We start from the raw sequence: 15,024 nt of genomic DNA on the forward strand, positions 1-15,024 counted from the left end.
ATGAACTATCGGGGAATGTTGAAGCTAAACAAATTTCATTAACCATTGGACAAAAGCCAATACTAAAAGATATTTCATTTACTGCCAAAGCGGATTCTAAAACTGCCATCATTGGCCCTACAGCAGCTGGCAAAACACAACTGCTTTACATCTTAACAGGATTAATCCAACCAGATAGTGGTGCAATTCTGTTTGATGAAAAAGAAATCAATCAATATCAGCAAGAAGATTTTCACCGGCAGGTGGGTTTTGTTTTTCAGGATAGCATTATGTTTAACATGAGTATCCGCGAAAATATTGCGTTTAGCGATACCGTTACCGACGAATCTCTGGCAAAAGCCATTCAAACAGCAGAATTAAAAGACTTTGTTGATCAACTTCCTGAAAAATTAAATACCATCGTTTCGGAACGTGGAAACAGCCTTTCTGGTGGACAAAAACAACGGATCATGTTAGCTAGAGCTTTGGCTGTTGATCCAAAAATCTTATTACTGGATGATTTTACAGCCCGTGTAGATACCAATACCGAGAAAAGAATTCTGGAGAATATCCAAAAGAACTATCCAGATCTCACATTATTGTCAGTCACTCAAAAAATAGCTTCTGTTGAAAATTACGATAAGGTTATCTTGCTGATGCAAGGAGAAATTATTGCTTCGGGCAACCATCACGAATTGCTAAAAAGCAGTCCAGAGTATGTTCAAATTTACAATTCACAACAGAGCACCAGCAATTATGAACTACAATCTTAATCAGCTTACGCAAAAGGAGGAAAAGCAATCCACCTACCAGGCGCTTAAAAGATTGCTTCAACTCATTTCTGCAGAGCGAAGAAACCTCTGGTTAGCACTTATTGCCATTTTATTAAACTCCGGCCTGCTCTTGCTCGGGCCACTTTTAATTGGCCATACCATAGATGCCTACATTCGTACCAAACAATTTAATGGCGTGCTCATGTTTGCCGGAATCATCCTCATCATGTATATCATTGCCATGGTTACGGGCTATATCCAAACCAAAATGATGGGCGGTATTGGGCAAAGGATGCTTTATACTTTACGAAATGCTATTTTTAATAAGCTACAAGAACTGCCTGTTTCCTTTTTTAATCAGAATAAGGCGGGAGATTTAATTTCGCGGGTAAATAACGATACCGATAAGCTGAACCAGTTTTTCTCACAGTCGCTTATGCAATTTATCGGCAGCATTGTAACCATGATTGGGGCCGGATTTTTTCTGTTAACGATCAATTTTGAACTGGGGGCTGCGGCATTATCGCCGGCTGTGGTTATTGTAATTTTTACCATGGCATTATCACCCTGGGTTAAGAGAAAAAATGCTAAAAATCTTAAAAGTGTAGGCGGCATGAGTGCCGAAATTCAGGAAAGTTTAAACAACTTTAAAGTAATTATCGCCTTTAACCGCCGCGACTACTTTAGAAAACGTTTTGACGAAGCCAACAGAGAAAACTACAAAACAGCGATAGGCGCTGGTTTGGCTAATAATATTTTCGTTCCCGTTTATGGCTTGCTTTCAAGTGCAGCTCAGTTAATTGTTTTGCTTTTCGGAATTTATCTGATCTCCATCAATCAATTTTCTTTGGGTTTATTGGTGAGTTACATTTCCTATTCTACCAATTTTTATAATCCATTGAGGCAGTTGGCAGCATTATGGACAAGTTTTCAGGTGGCTATGGCAAGCTGGGACAGGATTTCCCAAATCCTCTTATTACAAAGTGATCTCGCTCAGGTTGATGGTCATGAGTCGATCAAATCTGATGCTTTATTAGAATTTCGAAACGTTCATTTTTCCTATGATGATTCGAAGGAGATTTTGCACAACATCAATTTAAAATTCGAAAAAGGGAAAACTTATGCTTTAATCGGTCCCACTGGTGGCGGCAAAACAACTACTGCCTCATTAATTTCTCGCTTATATGACGCAACGAAAGGCAATGTTTTTTTAAATGGAAAAGATATTCGCTCCTTTAGTGCCGAAGAGCGAACACAAAAAATCGGCTTTATCTTGCAAGAGCCATTTCTTTTTTCGGGAACAGTAAAAGATAATATTCTGTATGGAAATAGCCAGTACAAAAATGTAACCGATGAAGAATTAACTAAAATAATAAACGATGCGCATCTAGATGCATTGTTAGCGATTTTTGATGAAGGATTGAATACGCCGATCACTTCAGCATCTGATAGTATCAGTTTAGGGCAAAAGCAGTTAATTGCCTTTATGCGAGCTGTACTTCGTAATCCTGAATTGTTGATTTTGGATGAAGCTACTGCCAACATTGATACCATCACAGAGCAATTGTTAACCAGTATATTAAATAAATTATCGAAAGAGACAACGCTGGTTATTATTGCACACCGGCTAAATACCATTGAAAATGCCGATGAAATTTACTTTGTGAATGAGGGTGAAGTGCAAAAAGCAGGTACGCTGGATGAAGCATTAGATATGTTGTTAAAAGGAAAGCGGGTAAGTTAATAGATCTTATAATCAAAATTATCCTGAACTGTTTTCAAGCTCTCATTATGGAGATGCTGACCAAGAAGTCGCTACATGTGATTTAAAAACAAGATCTACTTTTAGCATAATTCTAGAATGACGAATGTTTTATGCAAGTAGTAATTTTAAGCAACATTCATTTTAAATCCAAAAGTTTAATCCTCATCGCAAGCCAAATCTCAAATTATGAAAAAGTGTCTTTTGCTTTCTATTTTAAGTTTACTGTGTTCTCTTTGTGATGCACAAAGTCCAATTTTTGTGCAGGATAGTTTAAAACTCATTTCTTCACAGTTTAAGTTTACTGAAGGTGTTTCTGTAGATCAACATGGCAATATCTTTTTTACCGATCAGCCGAACGATCAGATTTGGAAGTATGACCCAGATGGAAAACTGAGTTTGTATATGGCTCAATCGGGGCGAGCAAACGGAACTTACTTTGATAAAAAAGGTAATCTTATTGTTTGCGCCGATGAAAATAATCAGATCTGGTCTATTGATAAACACAAAAAGGTAAGTGTTTTATTTTCTGATTTTGAAGGCAAAAAAGTTAATGGGCCGAATGATCTTTGGCTGGATGCAAAAGGAGGTATTTACTTTACCGACCCTTATTACCAACGCGACTACTGGACCAGACAGAAGCCCGAAATCGAAAAACAACGCGTTTATTATCTTCCAAAGGGACAGAAAACTGCCATCATTGTTGCCGATGATTTAAGCAAGCCAAATGGGATTGTAGGTACACCAGATGGAAAATTTCTATACGTTGCAGATATGGATGCTAACAAAACCTATCGTTACCAGATCAATGCCGATGGCAGTTTAACTGATAGGCAAACCATTTGTCTTCAACACTCTGATGGAATGACATTAGACAGCAACGGAAATATTTATCTTACGGGCAAAGGAGTAACCATCTATAAACCAACTGGTGAAAAAATTGGGCACATTGATGTTCCGGAAGATTGGTGTGGGAATGTTTGCTTCGGTGGTAAAAATAAAGATGTTCTTTTTATTGCTGCATCTAAATCTATTTACAAAATCAAAACTTTTGCAAAAGGGGTAGAGTAGTTGAAATTTAAAATTTTGTAATTAGGCTGTCACCTGTATCTGACATATTTTATTTTCAGTAAATTTTGAAAGTTTAAAATATTGTAATTATGTTTGTTTATAAATTAATGCAATATGAAAACATTTTTAAACAAAAGGCTATTAGGTTTCATCATCCCAAATTTCATTGTAATCACTATAATTGGAATTAATAAAATGATTAACCCATTAAGCGGGGGAGTGCTCGTTTTTTCAGAATTTGTGATTTTGCCCATCTTGATGGGAATAATGAGCTCTTGGTTTTGGAAGGCGCTGAAGGTAAAAAGTGGTAGTTTAGTAGGTTATTCCATTCTAAATGGTGTGATTGCAATTTTATTGAGCTTCATTTTTTTAGGAGAAGGGAGCATTTGCCTTATTATTGTATCGCCGCTCATTTTCGCTTTTGTAATTACAGGTGCTTTCTTAGGCAGAGCCATGTTCAATAGAAATCATAAAACTTTAAATGTAAGCTTTGTTACTTTATTGCTGGCAATATTTATTGTCGATTCAATCTCTGAACATCATTATGAGAATATGGTATCTGATGAATTGATTATCAATGCAAAGCCAGATAAAATATGGAAAAACGTTGTTGCTTTCGAGAAAATTAAATCTCCGGATCAGTATTGGTTATTTAAAGTCGGGATGCCAAGCCCAATGCAAACCACAGTCACCGCGAATGAGATTGGTGCAGGCAGAAAATGTATATTTAGCAACGGTTACACATTTGATGAAAAAATTGTAGTGTTTGATGTGAATAAAAACTTAACATTCGATATTGTTAACCAGCCGCAAGATCCTGAAATTATGGGGCATATTGATATCGACAGAGGACAATTTATTTTGAAAGATAATGGAAATGGTACCACAACACTTATCGGTAACAGCTGGTACAAACTTCATGTTTTTCCTGTTTGGTATTATGATCTCTGGGCTGAAAGCGTTACAAGAAATGTACATTTGCGGGTGATGGATCATATTAAAGTTTTAAGCGAAAAGTGATATTTCGGTTTGTAGTTAAATACTTCGGTTTTTTAAAATCGATTCCTTTGATTGCTTTGATTTACGATAGTTTGTTAAAGCTTCAACTAATTGTTTTTAAGCCTGAAAAGCTGGACTGGTTCGATGAATTAGAAGAAGAAATACTAAAATGGGAGGGAACGACTGTTCAATTACATAAATTTGGGGGAACGCAATTTAATTTTCAGAACAGGGAATTGGGACATCTGCATAGTAACGGCGTGTTAGATATTTTGTTTAGTAAAAAAATCAAGGCGGAACTAATGGCTGATGGCAAGGTCTCTGAACATCATGTCTTTAATAAATCCGGATGGGTAAGTTTTCAGATTAAAGCGTACACCGATGTTAAAAGAGCATTGGAACTAATGCAATTAGCTTATCATCGTGCTCAGAAATAAGATATTCTATATTGTTCTCTATTATTCATTTAGTCAGGTATTATTTATATTCTGTTCAGTTTATTCAAGCGACAGAAATGTTAAAGCCAATACATAAATTTGTGTTCCTAATATATAGGGATAGACAACTAAAAAAGCCCTGTCAGGATTGAAGGGCTTTTTTAATTTAATTCGGTTGTTTAAGATATTCAGATATCAGTTCACGTGTTTCCTCGCTACATTCTTGTTTACTATGATTAACCAAACGGTGTTGCGAAGAATTGTACTTCTCAATAAAAGTTGCTTCAGTATCGCTAAATTTCAGGTAGCCTTGCTCAAAATATCTTTCCTCTATTTCTGCTGATGAATCCATTGACCGAAACCAAAGTTTAACCATAGAAGAGGTAAGCCTATCAAAATATAACCAATGATAAATTTGTGAAATATCAGCATCATCACGAACATCTAGCCGCTGAATTTCCATAATCAAGGTATCAGCATTTTCGAAAAGATAGCGTATTTTATAGTTAGACGACATTGCTGGCAAAAGTAATACAAGAATAAGAACTTATTTAATGATGTTTTCAACATCTTGTGAAAGCTTACTCTTATTTAGCAATTCAAATTTATAATGTTTTCAGGTTTTGATGGAGAGGTTATGATTCCGGTAATGTCTGTCGACAAACTATAAGTCAACATTTATTACAAATTATTAGATACTGTATTAGTGATAAGACAATGAGTTTGATTATTGTCAACACAAATATTTCATTTCAGTATCAAATATGTAATATTAAACATACAAAATATTCATAATCAATCTTTGTATTCTTATCTTTGTCGAAATTTAAAATGAATGAAAATCGTCCCATCACTAGCTCTCTCTTTATCAGTTGCCATCTCAATTCTATCCGTTTCACTTAATACTTTTGGTCAGCAGTTTCGTAATGTAAATCATACATCATCAGCTGAGGTAACAACCATCGTAAACGGAAATAGTCTTATTGAGAAACTTCTCACTCAAAGAGATGCATTTACCAAAAGTCTAAATAAATCTAATGAAGTTGTAGCACTTCCACAGGCACAATACATATTTGACAGAGATCAACAAACTACCATCACTTTTAATGGCCTTGATTTTGTCATCAGAGATAATGAGGTATTGGCAATCAAAGGACTGAATCTGTCAAAAGAGGTGCTTACACAAATCACTGAAAAATTGGTTTTCCTTGATCGGGTTCAATTTTATTACGCTCAAAAATCGAATCTGACCTATTTAAATCCAAATGCTGATGTTCAGGAAGTAAAATTTTTAGACAAGCAATTCATTTCTTCATTAAAAATTTTCAATACAACAGTAAAAGACATTGCTGCTTTAGCAAAAACGGAAAATCCATCATTTTCGGTTGAAACAAATATTTCGAAAATGCGTCAGCCAAATATTGATAAAGCTATAGAGAAACAAACACTTCAATCATTGGTGCAATTGGCTAAATAACAGGTGATTAATCAGATTATTTTTTTTGAGATATATTTTTTTGAAAGCCATTCATTAGGATGGTTTTTTTAGTTTAAGCCATTTAATCGCTAAATCTGGTATAATTTAATTTGCTTTGGCTTGTTTTTTGTATCTTTGTTGTTCTATTAGATGTAATTGTCATAAAATAGAAACTGGGGCCGTTCTTGGATTTGACAGGGTGGCGAAGGTTATGTTAGCATGCAGTGCGTTGTACGGAGAGCACTTAAAGTGAACGTTCACATTTTAGTTGGCGAAAATACTTACGCCTTAGCTGCCTAGTTTAGAACTAGCATAGCTTTTGTCCCTCTAACTGCTGCATTGTTGGGTTAGAATCCGGGGCATCGAAACAACAAAGCTGGCTTCAAAGTGATGCGATTTGAAGTGAGATCAAGCATCTAAGGAATTAAATAAGGTCGGTTTTCAGCCCGTTTATTTCCCGAAAATTAATTGAAAAATAAGCATGTAGAAGGTATAGGTTATCTCACAACTGGACAAGGGTTCGACTCCCTTCGGCTCCACCGAAAAAAGACTCACATATTAAATTATGTGGGTCTTTTGTGTTTTAAAGCCATTTTTACTTGAATAATTAAGACTATTAAAGACATATTTAGACGCAAAAAAAGTACCTAATCGGTACCTAACCATAAAAAATACTGTGTACCTATGAAAATTTCTGTTCGGCTCCACTTACATAATACAAAAACCAATGCAGATGGGTCAAATCCAATTGTTTTAGAATATTTAATTGATCGGGTACGCAAAAGAAAAGTGCTGGATAGGTGCATGGCGATTGATTGGGATTCAAAGAATAACCGAGTGAAGTCCCGTCATAAGAAAGCCGATATCATCAATAATATGCTTTCGAAAGAATTGGCAAAAGCTGAGCGAAACGTGTATGAAATCAAAAGCGGCCTTCTATCGATTGATGACGTTTTCGGGAATCGTAAAAAGGTAACCTTTCAGGACGCAGTTGATCAGGAATTAAAAAGATTAGAAAAAATTTTATGTCGGGATTCTACGACAAAGTTCGTGCTATTCAAAAACAGGTTCCAGATACTAGTATTGCCCTGAGTGATATCAATAAAAAATGGTTTGATAGGATGATCGCTATATTTTCTGATTTAGGGAATACAGGTGGGACGATCCAGAAAAAAATCAAACTCATCAGAGGGTTGATTGGCAGGTATTCTGAAAACGGTATAACAAAGGAAGTCAAAGATGTTCGGGTAGCTACAACTAAATCGCTAAAGGTTAAGCTTAGTGCTATCGAGCTTAGTAGAATTGAGGAATTAACTTTGCCTACTGGGGAACAAATTGAGGCGGTTCGTGATCTATTCCTCCTGCAAATATATTTGCGTGGAATTAGGGTAGGGGATCTTCTACAAGCTTATGCTGCCGATTTCAAAAATGGTCGATTCAATTATACAGCTGATAAAACAGATAAAACACTAACGATTAAGTTAATTCCCCAGGCTCAGGCAATAGTTGACAAATATTCAGGTAGATATAAAAGACTTTTTCCTTTCTTCATTTGGGAGCCGAACAAACACGGGTCAGCGTTTGAAAATGATCGAGCGAGATTGAAGCATAAGGAATCCTGTACCAGGATAGTCAATAAGCATTTAAAGGTTATTGCAGGCATGTGTGGGATTGATAAGCCGCTTTCATCCCATATCGCCCGCCACACTTTTGCAAGAATGGCCATTGATAAGATCAACAATCCAATGGTAACAATGGAGTTATTAGGACATAGTAGCTTAGCCGTTCACCAATCGTATTTAAATGATATCAGGAAAGATGATATGCTTGATGCTGCAGCAGATAATATTTTTGGGTAGTTACTACTTTAATTTGTTACGTAGATCCTCAATTAATTTGGCTTGTTGTTCTACTATGTTCCAGAGCTTAGTTTGATTTACATCTAATATTTTCACCTGGGTAATTAAAGAATCTACCTTATCCTGAAGCTGCATTGACTTTTCTAATGAGCTCGCTTTCTTGGCGGCATCTGTAGGTTTACCTAAATTATGAAGTAACCAATCGCTATTTAAACCAAATTTTTTCGTTAAGACTTTTATTATTGGCATCGTTACCGGTTGCTCACCACTTTCAATCCTGCTAATCCTACTTTGAGGAATGCCAATCTGCAAACCAGCTTCAATACTATTTTTTGAAATATTTTTTACCCTAAATTCTTTAAACCTGGCAGCAACAGCCATATCATGTTTCGGTGTTTTCATTATTCTTTTTTTCTTCAAAGGTATTATTGGTGCGCATAGTAGTCAATACTACATAAGTACCAAATTATTGGATGGTGAACTTGAACCAGAAGGAAGATCCTGCTGCCGCTTCATGCTCAAATTTATACGACACTCCTTCAGCTTCATATCCATCGAGCAATTTAATTACCCGGCTAAATTGTTTATCAATCAAAGTTTCATCTTGCTGTGATGTGTTTACCATCATTCGACCGTCCTGCATATTCCCTTCTTCAAAGAAGCGGGCGCTAATGGCAACTATGTCCAGATAACCGTATATCTTGTGGCTAAACCCATAGCCCTGACGAAACCCGCCTTCTGGCCAGTATTTTGATTTCTTCATCTTTTGCAAGCGATCAATAGCGGTTTGAATAACGAAAGTTTTCACCTCGTTTTCAATTCGCTTCTGTTCGGCTTTGGTGATGGGTTTCATTATTCAGAATATATGATTTTGCCGCCGATTGATTTGGCGTAATTAGTTGTTTGAGCAAATATGTTTTTCATGAGTAGGCTCTTCTTATAGGGTAATATTTCGAAGTTGTCAGTGTCTTGCGGTACATTTATTAACTGAAGTTGCTCGCTTCGCTTTGCTCGACCTACTATAGTAATGCTTCCATCTCTCGACAATACATAAAGAGAAACCCACCTTGTTGTTCCTTCACCAAAAACCTTTACACTCCCCGAATACAATTGATGAAATTCTTTATCACTTTTTTCTATAGTATAATTTTGATCAAGTAAAGTTTTAGCTGCAAGTTGATAGTTATCTTCAGCAGACTTATCGTTCTTGATAATTATTTTCGTTGCACCAACAAAAGGGATGCTGTCTTGTTTTTGTGAAAAAGCGAAAAGAGGGAGAGCAATAGTAAATAATAGTATTATTTTTTCATTTATCTGGCAATTGATACGTTTACAATGTTGAACATCTGTTTTACATCATTCAAATCAACCTTGAAATCCGGGTAAGAATCTTTGTCTTTATTTAGGGAATGGCAAGTTATTATGCCTTTCTCCACATCATGTTTTGTAATTCTTTTTGTTAGAATTCCATCTGTTTTATGAACTATGATATAATCCTTAAAGCGATGTGTGTGAAATTTTGCTTGCCATAAGTGCCTTTGAATTTCCCTGCCCGTTGCAATGCTGCCATCTGGGATACTGTCTTTCGTGCCGTCATCCATTGAATCACCAACTACTTCAAACGCCCTATATGTACCGCGATGTTGTTTGGTGACTATGATGGTATGCTTAGATAGTTCTTCAACATATTCTGGATCTGCATAACCTGATAAGTATCCAGCGTAGGCATACTCATTTACCAACGGCATGACCATCAAGTATTGACCTTCTCCTAATTCGATGAATGGAGTTTCTCCAGGGTCCAGAGGGTAGTTAAGCTCACCAATCAGTTTACCATTAGATTTCTCCAGAGGCAATAACATTTCGCCTTCTCCATTTTCAAACCACTGACGTGACACCCTTAAGTTATCCTCCAGTTTTTGTCCCATTGTCTTAGGTATTTTCCCAGAGGATTTAATTTCTGAAAAGTATGATTTCGAAGTTTTGATCGCTTTTGCGAACTCCGAATCATTTTTGAAATTATAGTGCCGTCTTATTTCATCTAGTTTTACGAACTTTTCCGAAATTTTTTCTTCCTGATTATCAGTCATTTATATATTAATGTTCGTAAAAACGAATAAAATATTTGTATTGTTCGTAATTACGAACTATATTTGTATCACACAATAACAACAAAGGTAAATATAACATAATCACTTAACAATACTTAACAAGTACCAAAATGAAAATTCAATCATACTATCAGCAGGAAGCGCAAAATCAAATTATTGCCGAACGAGAACTGGCATTGATGATGGATCGTCACCAAGAACAGATTGACGAGGCCAGGTATTGGTCAAGAGTTTACGCTTCAGAAGCTGAGCAGGATAGAGATTTCAGTTGGGACATTAATTAAATAAACCTATGGACCTAGACCAACTAAGAACTAAAGCTTGCAGGACGCTGGCATTGATTAACCTGATTGAACGTAGTAATGATAAGTGCAAGGAGATATTGAAGTGCAGCTACTACCCAATTTATGGCAAGCCAAATGAGCAAAGTGAAATGGTAGAATTTCAAAATCGTGTAACCCAAAGATTAGTTAATAATTTAAAAAGAACTACAACCTAAAAAACGCAATGAACTCTCTCGAATCAATTTTATCAGGAACCGGAGCAGAATTTTATACACACAATGATATTCCAATGGTCAGCTACCAGAGAAGGCAATATGAATTAAGTGAAGCCCCGGAGTACATACATCAATCACTTGACAACTACCTAACCAGCAATCCCGACAAAGCAAGGGCGTACCGAGAAATGGCGGGGGAGGGTAAAGAAAAAGAGCAATGTGTAAAGTGCTTGTTCGCTAACCTCGACGGGGTGCCTGATTTAACTGATGACGGAGTGTTCATGCCGGAATACGTGGATTGTCCAAATAGAGGAAGTTGTAGTTGGGAGGGGATTGGATGCTTAGCAAAACGCCCCTGCCAATTCGGACTAAGTGAGAGAGAGCAGGAGATCGCAGATTTAGCAGACCTCAGCAACAAGGAGATTGCGGAAAAATTATTCCTATCTCCCTACACAGTAAGCACCCATCTCCAGAACGTGCAAAGAAAAGTTGGAGTGAGAAATAAAAAGCAGTTAATAAAAATAAGACCATCGATATGGAAACAACATTAAAAGAAGCAATACCAGGGAAAGGGCTGGTTCAGTTCATGAGAGAAATTGATGAGCCGGTGATTAAAGATGAAGAGGGCGAGGTTGTTGGAAACTACGAGGTGTTTCCTGTTGATAAAACGAACACTTTAAGGAACCAGGTAAGCGGAAGGTTAAAGTTTGAATTTCCGGACCGTAAATATTCAGTAAGTAATCAGGGGACAAGGACTATTGTCTACTGGGAAAGGAGATCAGCATAATGGGAAATATCGCTCAAGAAGTATTGCAATTAGATAATGTATTGCTTCATCAATTAATCACCAAAATTGAAAAGGTAACTAAGGTAGTGGTTGAGTTACAAGCTGAATTGCAAACCAAAACTAAGCCTTACATGAGTTTTGCAGAAGTGGTTGAGTTTACAGGTTATGGCAGCACCTGGGTCAAGAAAAATAAAACAGAATTGGGAGGCAGAAAGGTTGGTGGTGGTCTTCGGTTCAAAAGAGAGACAGTAATTGAATTTATGGACCAGTACGAAGTTAAAAGATAATGGCAAAGCAAATCACCCACAAACAAATGATGAAGATCATTAAGCAAGCAAAAAAGAACTTAAAAAGGTTTACGAAAAATTGGAGGAACTTGAAAATGCTTAAAGTACATCACACAGCATGGCCGATCGGCAGAGAGCCAAAAGCCAGCAACAAAATCAAAGAAAGTGGTTTGTGGTATTGCAAGGAAGGGGATGATCTGGTAAAGGAAGCGCACAGATTGATTCAGCCACGAAAGCCAAAAAATCAAATAGTCACGTTCGCCCGATGGTTCTGGGCAATAACAGCAATAGCATCAGTAATTACATTTTTCATATTAAACCGCCGATAAGGCACAAAGCAATAAACATTATGCAAAACGGACGTATCAAGGTAGCAAAAGCACAAAACAACGCAAGCACTCTGCCGGAAATCGGTAAAATTAAAACAGGCATTAAAGCAGTGTCGGCAGGAGGTAAGGAGTATCCAAAAGCGATTGATTATTTCAGGCCAACTGGAAACTTCGCAAATCAGTTTACAGCACTTTATGGTGAAAAACCAAATAGTTTGCAGGTTACTTTCATCAGCAACGACATCAAAGAAGTTTGTAACGAGCAGTTTGAAAGTTGGGATAAAGGGAAACGTTACGGATGGGGTGATGGAGAAACGTTCACCGTTTTCAATGTTGCCACAGGTAAGTATGAAAATGAAATCCCTGCAACTGATAAGCGAGTTAAAGGTTTGAAATGGGATCGCACACTTACGCTTCGCTTTGTATTGCTTAAAATGACAGGTGTTTTGGGGTATTGGTCATGGTCGACAAAAGCCAAAGAAGTGAGCATTCCATCAATTACCAAGTCTTTCGATTTAGTAATGGAAAAATCAGGTAGCATCATCGGATTCCCTTTTAACTTCACTATTGAAATGAAAAAGAGCTATACACCTGGAGAAGCAAAAACGTATCCGGTAGTATCGCTAATCCCAAGCTTCACTGAGGAAAATATGGAAGCTGTTCGCAATTACATTGAAGCGGGTGGATCAATGAATCGTTTAACCACAAAAATGATTGAAAGTGGGGCAATTAATGAGCCGAAGGTTTTAGAAATAGGGGAGGGTAAATAATATGAGTATGACAGTAGAATTTGTTCCAACCGAGTGGTTCGACGAAAACGCAATAAAATTACCTAACTATAAAGTTGGCCGTGTAAATTTTGGCCAGGGACGTAGCTATATCAAGATTGATCAGGATGGAAGTCTAGCACAACCATTCAGATTATATACTAGCCTAACCACTTCAATTGCTCAGTCAATGCCAACGCCAAAAGCATTGGAGGAATGGAAGTTTTCTTTGGGTAAGAAGGAAGCTGACAGACAAATGAAAGTACGTGCTCATTTTGGAACGATGATGCATATTGAGATTGGTAAATTCATAATGGAAGGTGTATACGATCTTGATAAATGTGATGAGGTAGTTGAGAATTATACCAGTGATCATAACTTTTGGGATAATGACTGCACACTTTGGGCGCATGAGTTAAAAGAAGATATGCTTTCATTCGTTCAGTTTTATAACGACTATGAGATTGTTCCGTTGGGACTTGAGTATGTGTTGTTAAGCGATTCCCGTGGATTTGGAACTCCAATTGATTTGGTTTGCTACATGACGGTTGACGAAAAGGGAGAATGGGGGGAAGTTTATAAATCAGGTGAGCGTAAGGGTGAACCAAAGATTACCAGTAAACGCGTTAAAAAACGTGCTATCATCAACTTCAAATCTGGCCGTAAAGGTTTTTATGAAACTCATGGTATCCAAATGGAATGTGAAAAGTTGTTGTGGGATGAAAATTTCCCTGAGTCACCAATCGATATCGCCATGAACTGGGCGCCTGCAGATTGGAAAACCACACCATCTTATAAGGTTAAGGAATGGCAAGGTACTACAAGTCAGGCCGAGATCAATGCCATATTAGTTCTTGCTCAAATCAGATACCAGGCCAAAGCAGAGAAACGTCAATATATGAGCATGAGCGGGGTAATAAGTACCGCGGATAGCGTGGCCGGTGCCCTTCAATTCGAGGACGTTGAAGACTTCTGCAATAGAAAGTTTGGGAATACTCCTAATAAGAAACGTGCATATAAGGCTACCGAAGCTAAGCAAGCACAATCACCTAAATCATTCACTTCATCAGCATTACCAATCTAAACAACATGGAATTACAAATTATCACACCGGAAGAAGTACAGTCGGCAAGCGCTGTACTTGCCACCACTAAAAATTGGGTAGCAGCTTATCAGAAAAAGGAAGCCGTTTTAATCGCTCAGGCGGATAAAGAAGGTATAAAGCTTAGCGTTGAAACTGATAGCGCAATCAACGATTTTCTTGCTTCATTAAAAAAAGCAACGAAAACTGCAAATGATGCCAGATCGCCATTTACCCGTCGGTTGGATGAAATTAAAGGTTACTTTACTGCAGAGGAAAACTTGTTAAAAGGTTTGGAAACTAAGTTGCAGGAAAAACGTAATGCATCGGTAAAGGTTTATACTCAGGAGAAAGCGGAGCAGGCAAGGAAAGATCAATTAAAGCTTGACCAGGCTAAAGCTCGTATAGAGTTATTTGCTGAAGCTGAAGCACAGATAAGAAATCAGTATGCAGCAATTTTAAAACAAGACAAGCAGGGCTTACTAAATGTATTTGAGGCTTTAACTTTGGATAATATTGCGGAGTTTGAAGAGTTTTTAAAAGCAGATGTATTGCCATTGACTGAAAAAATTTGGTCGTCCGTTAATGCAGATCTTAGCAATCCGCTTATTTACCCACTTGCTTCAACTATTGTTGATGAATTGGACGAGATATGCTTCAAAGCAAAAGAAGGCAAATTTGAAAAGGTTGCACCGCACTACCAAGCCGAGATCAAAAATTATGCTGATCACTTACTTTCACTTATTCCCGAAAGACGTGCAGAATTGGAGGAAGGTAAAGCAAGTGCGGCAGCTGAAGAATTACGC

Annotated in this window: 20 protein-coding genes and 1 other RNA gene; 17 read left to right on the forward strand and 4 right to left on the reverse strand. The window is 37.2% G+C overall.

The annotated features are described in order from the left end of the window. The 5 genes from ON09_RS16455 to ON09_RS16475 form a co-directional block, all read left to right on the forward strand. Window positions 1-752 (forward strand): ATP-binding cassette domain-containing protein (locus ON09_RS16455; RefSeq protein ID WP_010602160.1); only part of this gene is annotated, 752 nt, incomplete at its 5' end. After that, window positions 697-2,496: an ABC transporter ATP-binding protein gene (locus tag ON09_RS16460; protein WP_238533714.1), complete on the forward strand. Its 1,800-nt coding sequence runs from the start codon at window positions 697-699 to the stop codon at window positions 2,494-2,496. The genes ON09_RS16455 and ON09_RS16460, both read left to right, overlap by 56 nt. Before the next feature lie 207 nt (window positions 2,497-2,703). Then, a complete protein-coding gene (locus ON09_RS16465) occupies window positions 2,704-3,585 on the forward strand; it encodes an SMP-30/gluconolactonase/LRE family protein (RefSeq protein WP_010602162.1) in 882 nt (293 codons plus the stop codon). Window positions 3,586-3,699: 114 nt separating this feature from the next. Next, window positions 3,700-4,605: an SRPBCC family protein gene (locus ON09_RS16470; protein WP_010602163.1), complete on the forward strand. Its 906-nt coding sequence runs from the start codon at window positions 3,700-3,702 to the stop codon at window positions 4,603-4,605. Window positions 4,606-4,652: 47 nt separating this feature from the next. Continuing rightward, window positions 4,653-5,021 carry a luciferase domain-containing protein gene (locus ON09_RS16475; protein WP_157258986.1) on the forward strand — a complete coding sequence of 123 codons (369 nt, stop codon included), beginning with the start codon at window positions 4,653-4,655 and terminating at the stop codon, window positions 5,019-5,021. 166 nt (window positions 5,022-5,187) lie between these two features. On the opposite strand, the gene ON09_RS16480 is transcribed toward ON09_RS16475, so the two are convergent. After that, on the reverse strand, window positions 5,188-5,538 hold the full coding sequence (locus tag ON09_RS16480; RefSeq protein WP_029204403.1) for a hypothetical protein: 351 nt from the start codon (window positions 5,536-5,538) through the stop codon (window positions 5,188-5,190). Between the two features lie 318 nt (window positions 5,539-5,856). Between ON09_RS16480 and ON09_RS16485 the strand changes: the two genes are divergently transcribed. From ON09_RS16485 to ON09_RS16495, 4 genes are all read left to right on the forward strand, one after another. Further along, window positions 5,857-6,498 carry a hypothetical protein gene (locus ON09_RS16485; protein WP_010602166.1) on the forward strand — a complete coding sequence of 214 codons (642 nt, stop codon included), beginning with the start codon at window positions 5,857-5,859 and terminating at the stop codon, window positions 6,496-6,498. Between the two features lie 175 nt (window positions 6,499-6,673). Then, window positions 6,674-7,040: a transfer-messenger RNA gene (ssrA, locus tag ON09_RS24850) on the forward strand. Window positions 7,041-7,182: 142 nt separating this feature from the next. Next, complete coding sequence (locus tag ON09_RS16490) at window positions 7,183-7,590, forward strand: Arm DNA-binding domain-containing protein (RefSeq protein WP_010602167.1); 408 nt, start codon at window positions 7,183-7,185, stop codon at window positions 7,588-7,590. Then, a complete protein-coding gene (locus ON09_RS16495) occupies window positions 7,524-8,357 on the forward strand; it encodes a tyrosine-type recombinase/integrase (RefSeq protein WP_083838008.1) in 834 nt (277 codons plus the stop codon). Before ON09_RS16490 ends, ON09_RS16495 begins: the two co-directional genes overlap by 67 nt. A 3-nt stretch (window positions 8,358-8,360) precedes the next feature. On the opposite strand, the gene ON09_RS16500 is transcribed toward ON09_RS16495, so the two are convergent. The 3 genes from ON09_RS16500 to ON09_RS24350 form a co-directional block, all read right to left on the reverse strand. Continuing rightward, the gene (locus tag ON09_RS16500) at window positions 8,361-8,777 is read right to left on the reverse strand and encodes a helix-turn-helix domain-containing protein (protein ID WP_157258987.1); all 417 of its coding nucleotides are present in this window, start codon (window positions 8,775-8,777) and stop codon (window positions 8,361-8,363) included. Window positions 8,778-8,823: 46 nt separating this feature from the next. Beyond that, window positions 8,824-9,210 carry a hypothetical protein gene (locus ON09_RS16505; protein ID WP_010602170.1) on the reverse strand — a complete coding sequence of 129 codons (387 nt, stop codon included), beginning with the start codon at window positions 9,208-9,210 and terminating at the stop codon, window positions 8,824-8,826. A gap of 457 nt (window positions 9,211-9,667) precedes the next feature. Beyond that, on the reverse strand, window positions 9,668-10,447 hold the full coding sequence (locus ON09_RS24350; protein WP_010602172.1) for a S24 family peptidase: 780 nt from the start codon (window positions 10,445-10,447) through the stop codon (window positions 9,668-9,670). A gap of 131 nt (window positions 10,448-10,578) precedes the next feature. On the opposite strand from ON09_RS24350, the gene ON09_RS25240 reads away from it, so the two are divergent. The 8 genes from ON09_RS25240 to ON09_RS16550 all read left to right on the forward strand — a co-directional run. After that, complete coding sequence (locus tag ON09_RS25240; protein WP_157258988.1) at window positions 10,579-10,752, forward strand: hypothetical protein; 174 nt, start codon at window positions 10,579-10,581, stop codon at window positions 10,750-10,752. A gap of 8 nt (window positions 10,753-10,760) precedes the next feature. After that, entirely contained in the window at window positions 10,761-10,967 is a 207-nt protein-coding gene (locus tag ON09_RS25245) for a hypothetical protein (protein WP_157258989.1), read from the forward strand. Window positions 10,968-10,975: 8 nt separating this feature from the next. After that, entirely contained in the window at window positions 10,976-11,518 is a 543-nt protein-coding gene (locus tag ON09_RS24355; RefSeq protein WP_010602173.1) for a helix-turn-helix domain-containing protein, read from the forward strand. Further along, entirely contained in the window at window positions 11,503-11,754 is a 252-nt protein-coding gene (locus ON09_RS16525; protein WP_010602174.1) for a hypothetical protein, read from the forward strand. The genes ON09_RS24355 and ON09_RS16525 overlap by 16 nt, the downstream gene beginning before the upstream one ends. After that, window positions 11,754-12,041 (forward strand): hypothetical protein, encoded by a 288-nt coding sequence (locus ON09_RS16530; RefSeq protein ID WP_010602175.1) that lies wholly within the window; start codon window positions 11,754-11,756, stop codon window positions 12,039-12,041. Before ON09_RS16525 ends, ON09_RS16530 begins: the two co-directional genes overlap by 1 nt. Before the next feature lie 349 nt (window positions 12,042-12,390). Beyond that, entirely contained in the window at window positions 12,391-13,140 is a 750-nt protein-coding gene (locus ON09_RS16540; RefSeq protein ID WP_010602177.1) for a recombination directionality factor, read from the forward strand. Window positions 13,141-13,147: 7 nt separating this feature from the next. Then, window positions 13,148-14,221: a hypothetical protein gene (locus tag ON09_RS16545; RefSeq protein ID WP_010602178.1), complete on the forward strand. Its 1,074-nt coding sequence runs from the start codon at window positions 13,148-13,150 to the stop codon at window positions 14,219-14,221. Between the two features lie 5 nt (window positions 14,222-14,226). Continuing rightward, the coding region (locus ON09_RS16550) for a hypothetical protein (protein WP_010602179.1) at window positions 14,227-15,024 on the forward strand (798 nt) is incomplete at its 3' end.

Source organism: Pedobacter agri PB92, assembly GCF_000258495.1.
In the GTDB taxonomy this organism is placed as follows: domain Bacteria; phylum Bacteroidota; class Bacteroidia; order Sphingobacteriales; family Sphingobacteriaceae; genus Pedobacter; species Pedobacter agri.

What these genes read in the sequence shown, in the direction of transcription:
- ON09_RS16540 (WP_010602177.1), top strand. Translation starts at nt 12,391, where the DNA reads ATGCAAAACGGACGTATCAAGGTAGCAAAAGCACAAAACAACGCAAGC.
- ON09_RS16545 (WP_010602178.1), top strand. Translation starts at nt 13,148, where the DNA reads ATGACAGTAGAATTTGTTCCAACCGAGTGGTTCGACGAAAACGCAATA.
- ON09_RS16495 (WP_083838008.1), top strand. Translation starts at nt 7,524, where the DNA reads ATGTCGGGATTCTACGACAAAGTTCGTGCTATTCAAAAACAGGTTCCA.
- ON09_RS16470 (WP_010602163.1), top strand. Translation starts at nt 3,700, where the DNA reads ATGAAAACATTTTTAAACAAAAGGCTATTAGGTTTCATCATCCCAAAT.
- ON09_RS16480 (WP_029204403.1), bottom strand. Translation starts at nt 5,538, where the DNA reads ATGTCGTCTAACTATAAAATACGCTATCTTTTCGAAAATGCTGATACC.
- ON09_RS24355 (WP_010602173.1), top strand. Translation starts at nt 10,976, where the DNA reads ATGAACTCTCTCGAATCAATTTTATCAGGAACCGGAGCAGAATTTTAT.
- ON09_RS16505 (WP_010602170.1), bottom strand. Translation starts at nt 9,210, where the DNA reads ATGAAACCCATCACCAAAGCCGAACAGAAGCGAATTGAAAACGAGGTG.
- ON09_RS16525 (WP_010602174.1), top strand. Translation starts at nt 11,503, where the DNA reads ATGGAAACAACATTAAAAGAAGCAATACCAGGGAAAGGGCTGGTTCAG.
- ON09_RS16465 (WP_010602162.1), top strand. Translation starts at nt 2,704, where the DNA reads ATGAAAAAGTGTCTTTTGCTTTCTATTTTAAGTTTACTGTGTTCTCTT.
- ON09_RS16530 (WP_010602175.1), top strand. Translation starts at nt 11,754, where the DNA reads ATGGGAAATATCGCTCAAGAAGTATTGCAATTAGATAATGTATTGCTT.
- ON09_RS25245 (WP_157258989.1), top strand. Translation starts at nt 10,761, where the DNA reads ATGGACCTAGACCAACTAAGAACTAAAGCTTGCAGGACGCTGGCATTG.
- ON09_RS16485 (WP_010602166.1), top strand. Translation starts at nt 5,857, where the DNA reads ATGAAAATCGTCCCATCACTAGCTCTCTCTTTATCAGTTGCCATCTCA.
- ON09_RS16490 (WP_010602167.1), top strand. Translation starts at nt 7,183, where the DNA reads ATGAAAATTTCTGTTCGGCTCCACTTACATAATACAAAAACCAATGCA.
- ON09_RS25240 (WP_157258988.1), top strand. Translation starts at nt 10,579, where the DNA reads ATGAAAATTCAATCATACTATCAGCAGGAAGCGCAAAATCAAATTATT.
- ON09_RS16460 (WP_238533714.1), top strand. Translation starts at nt 697, where the DNA reads ATGTTCAAATTTACAATTCACAACAGAGCACCAGCAATTATGAACTAC.
- ON09_RS24350 (WP_010602172.1), bottom strand. Translation starts at nt 10,447, where the DNA reads ATGACTGATAATCAGGAAGAAAAAATTTCGGAAAAGTTCGTAAAACTA.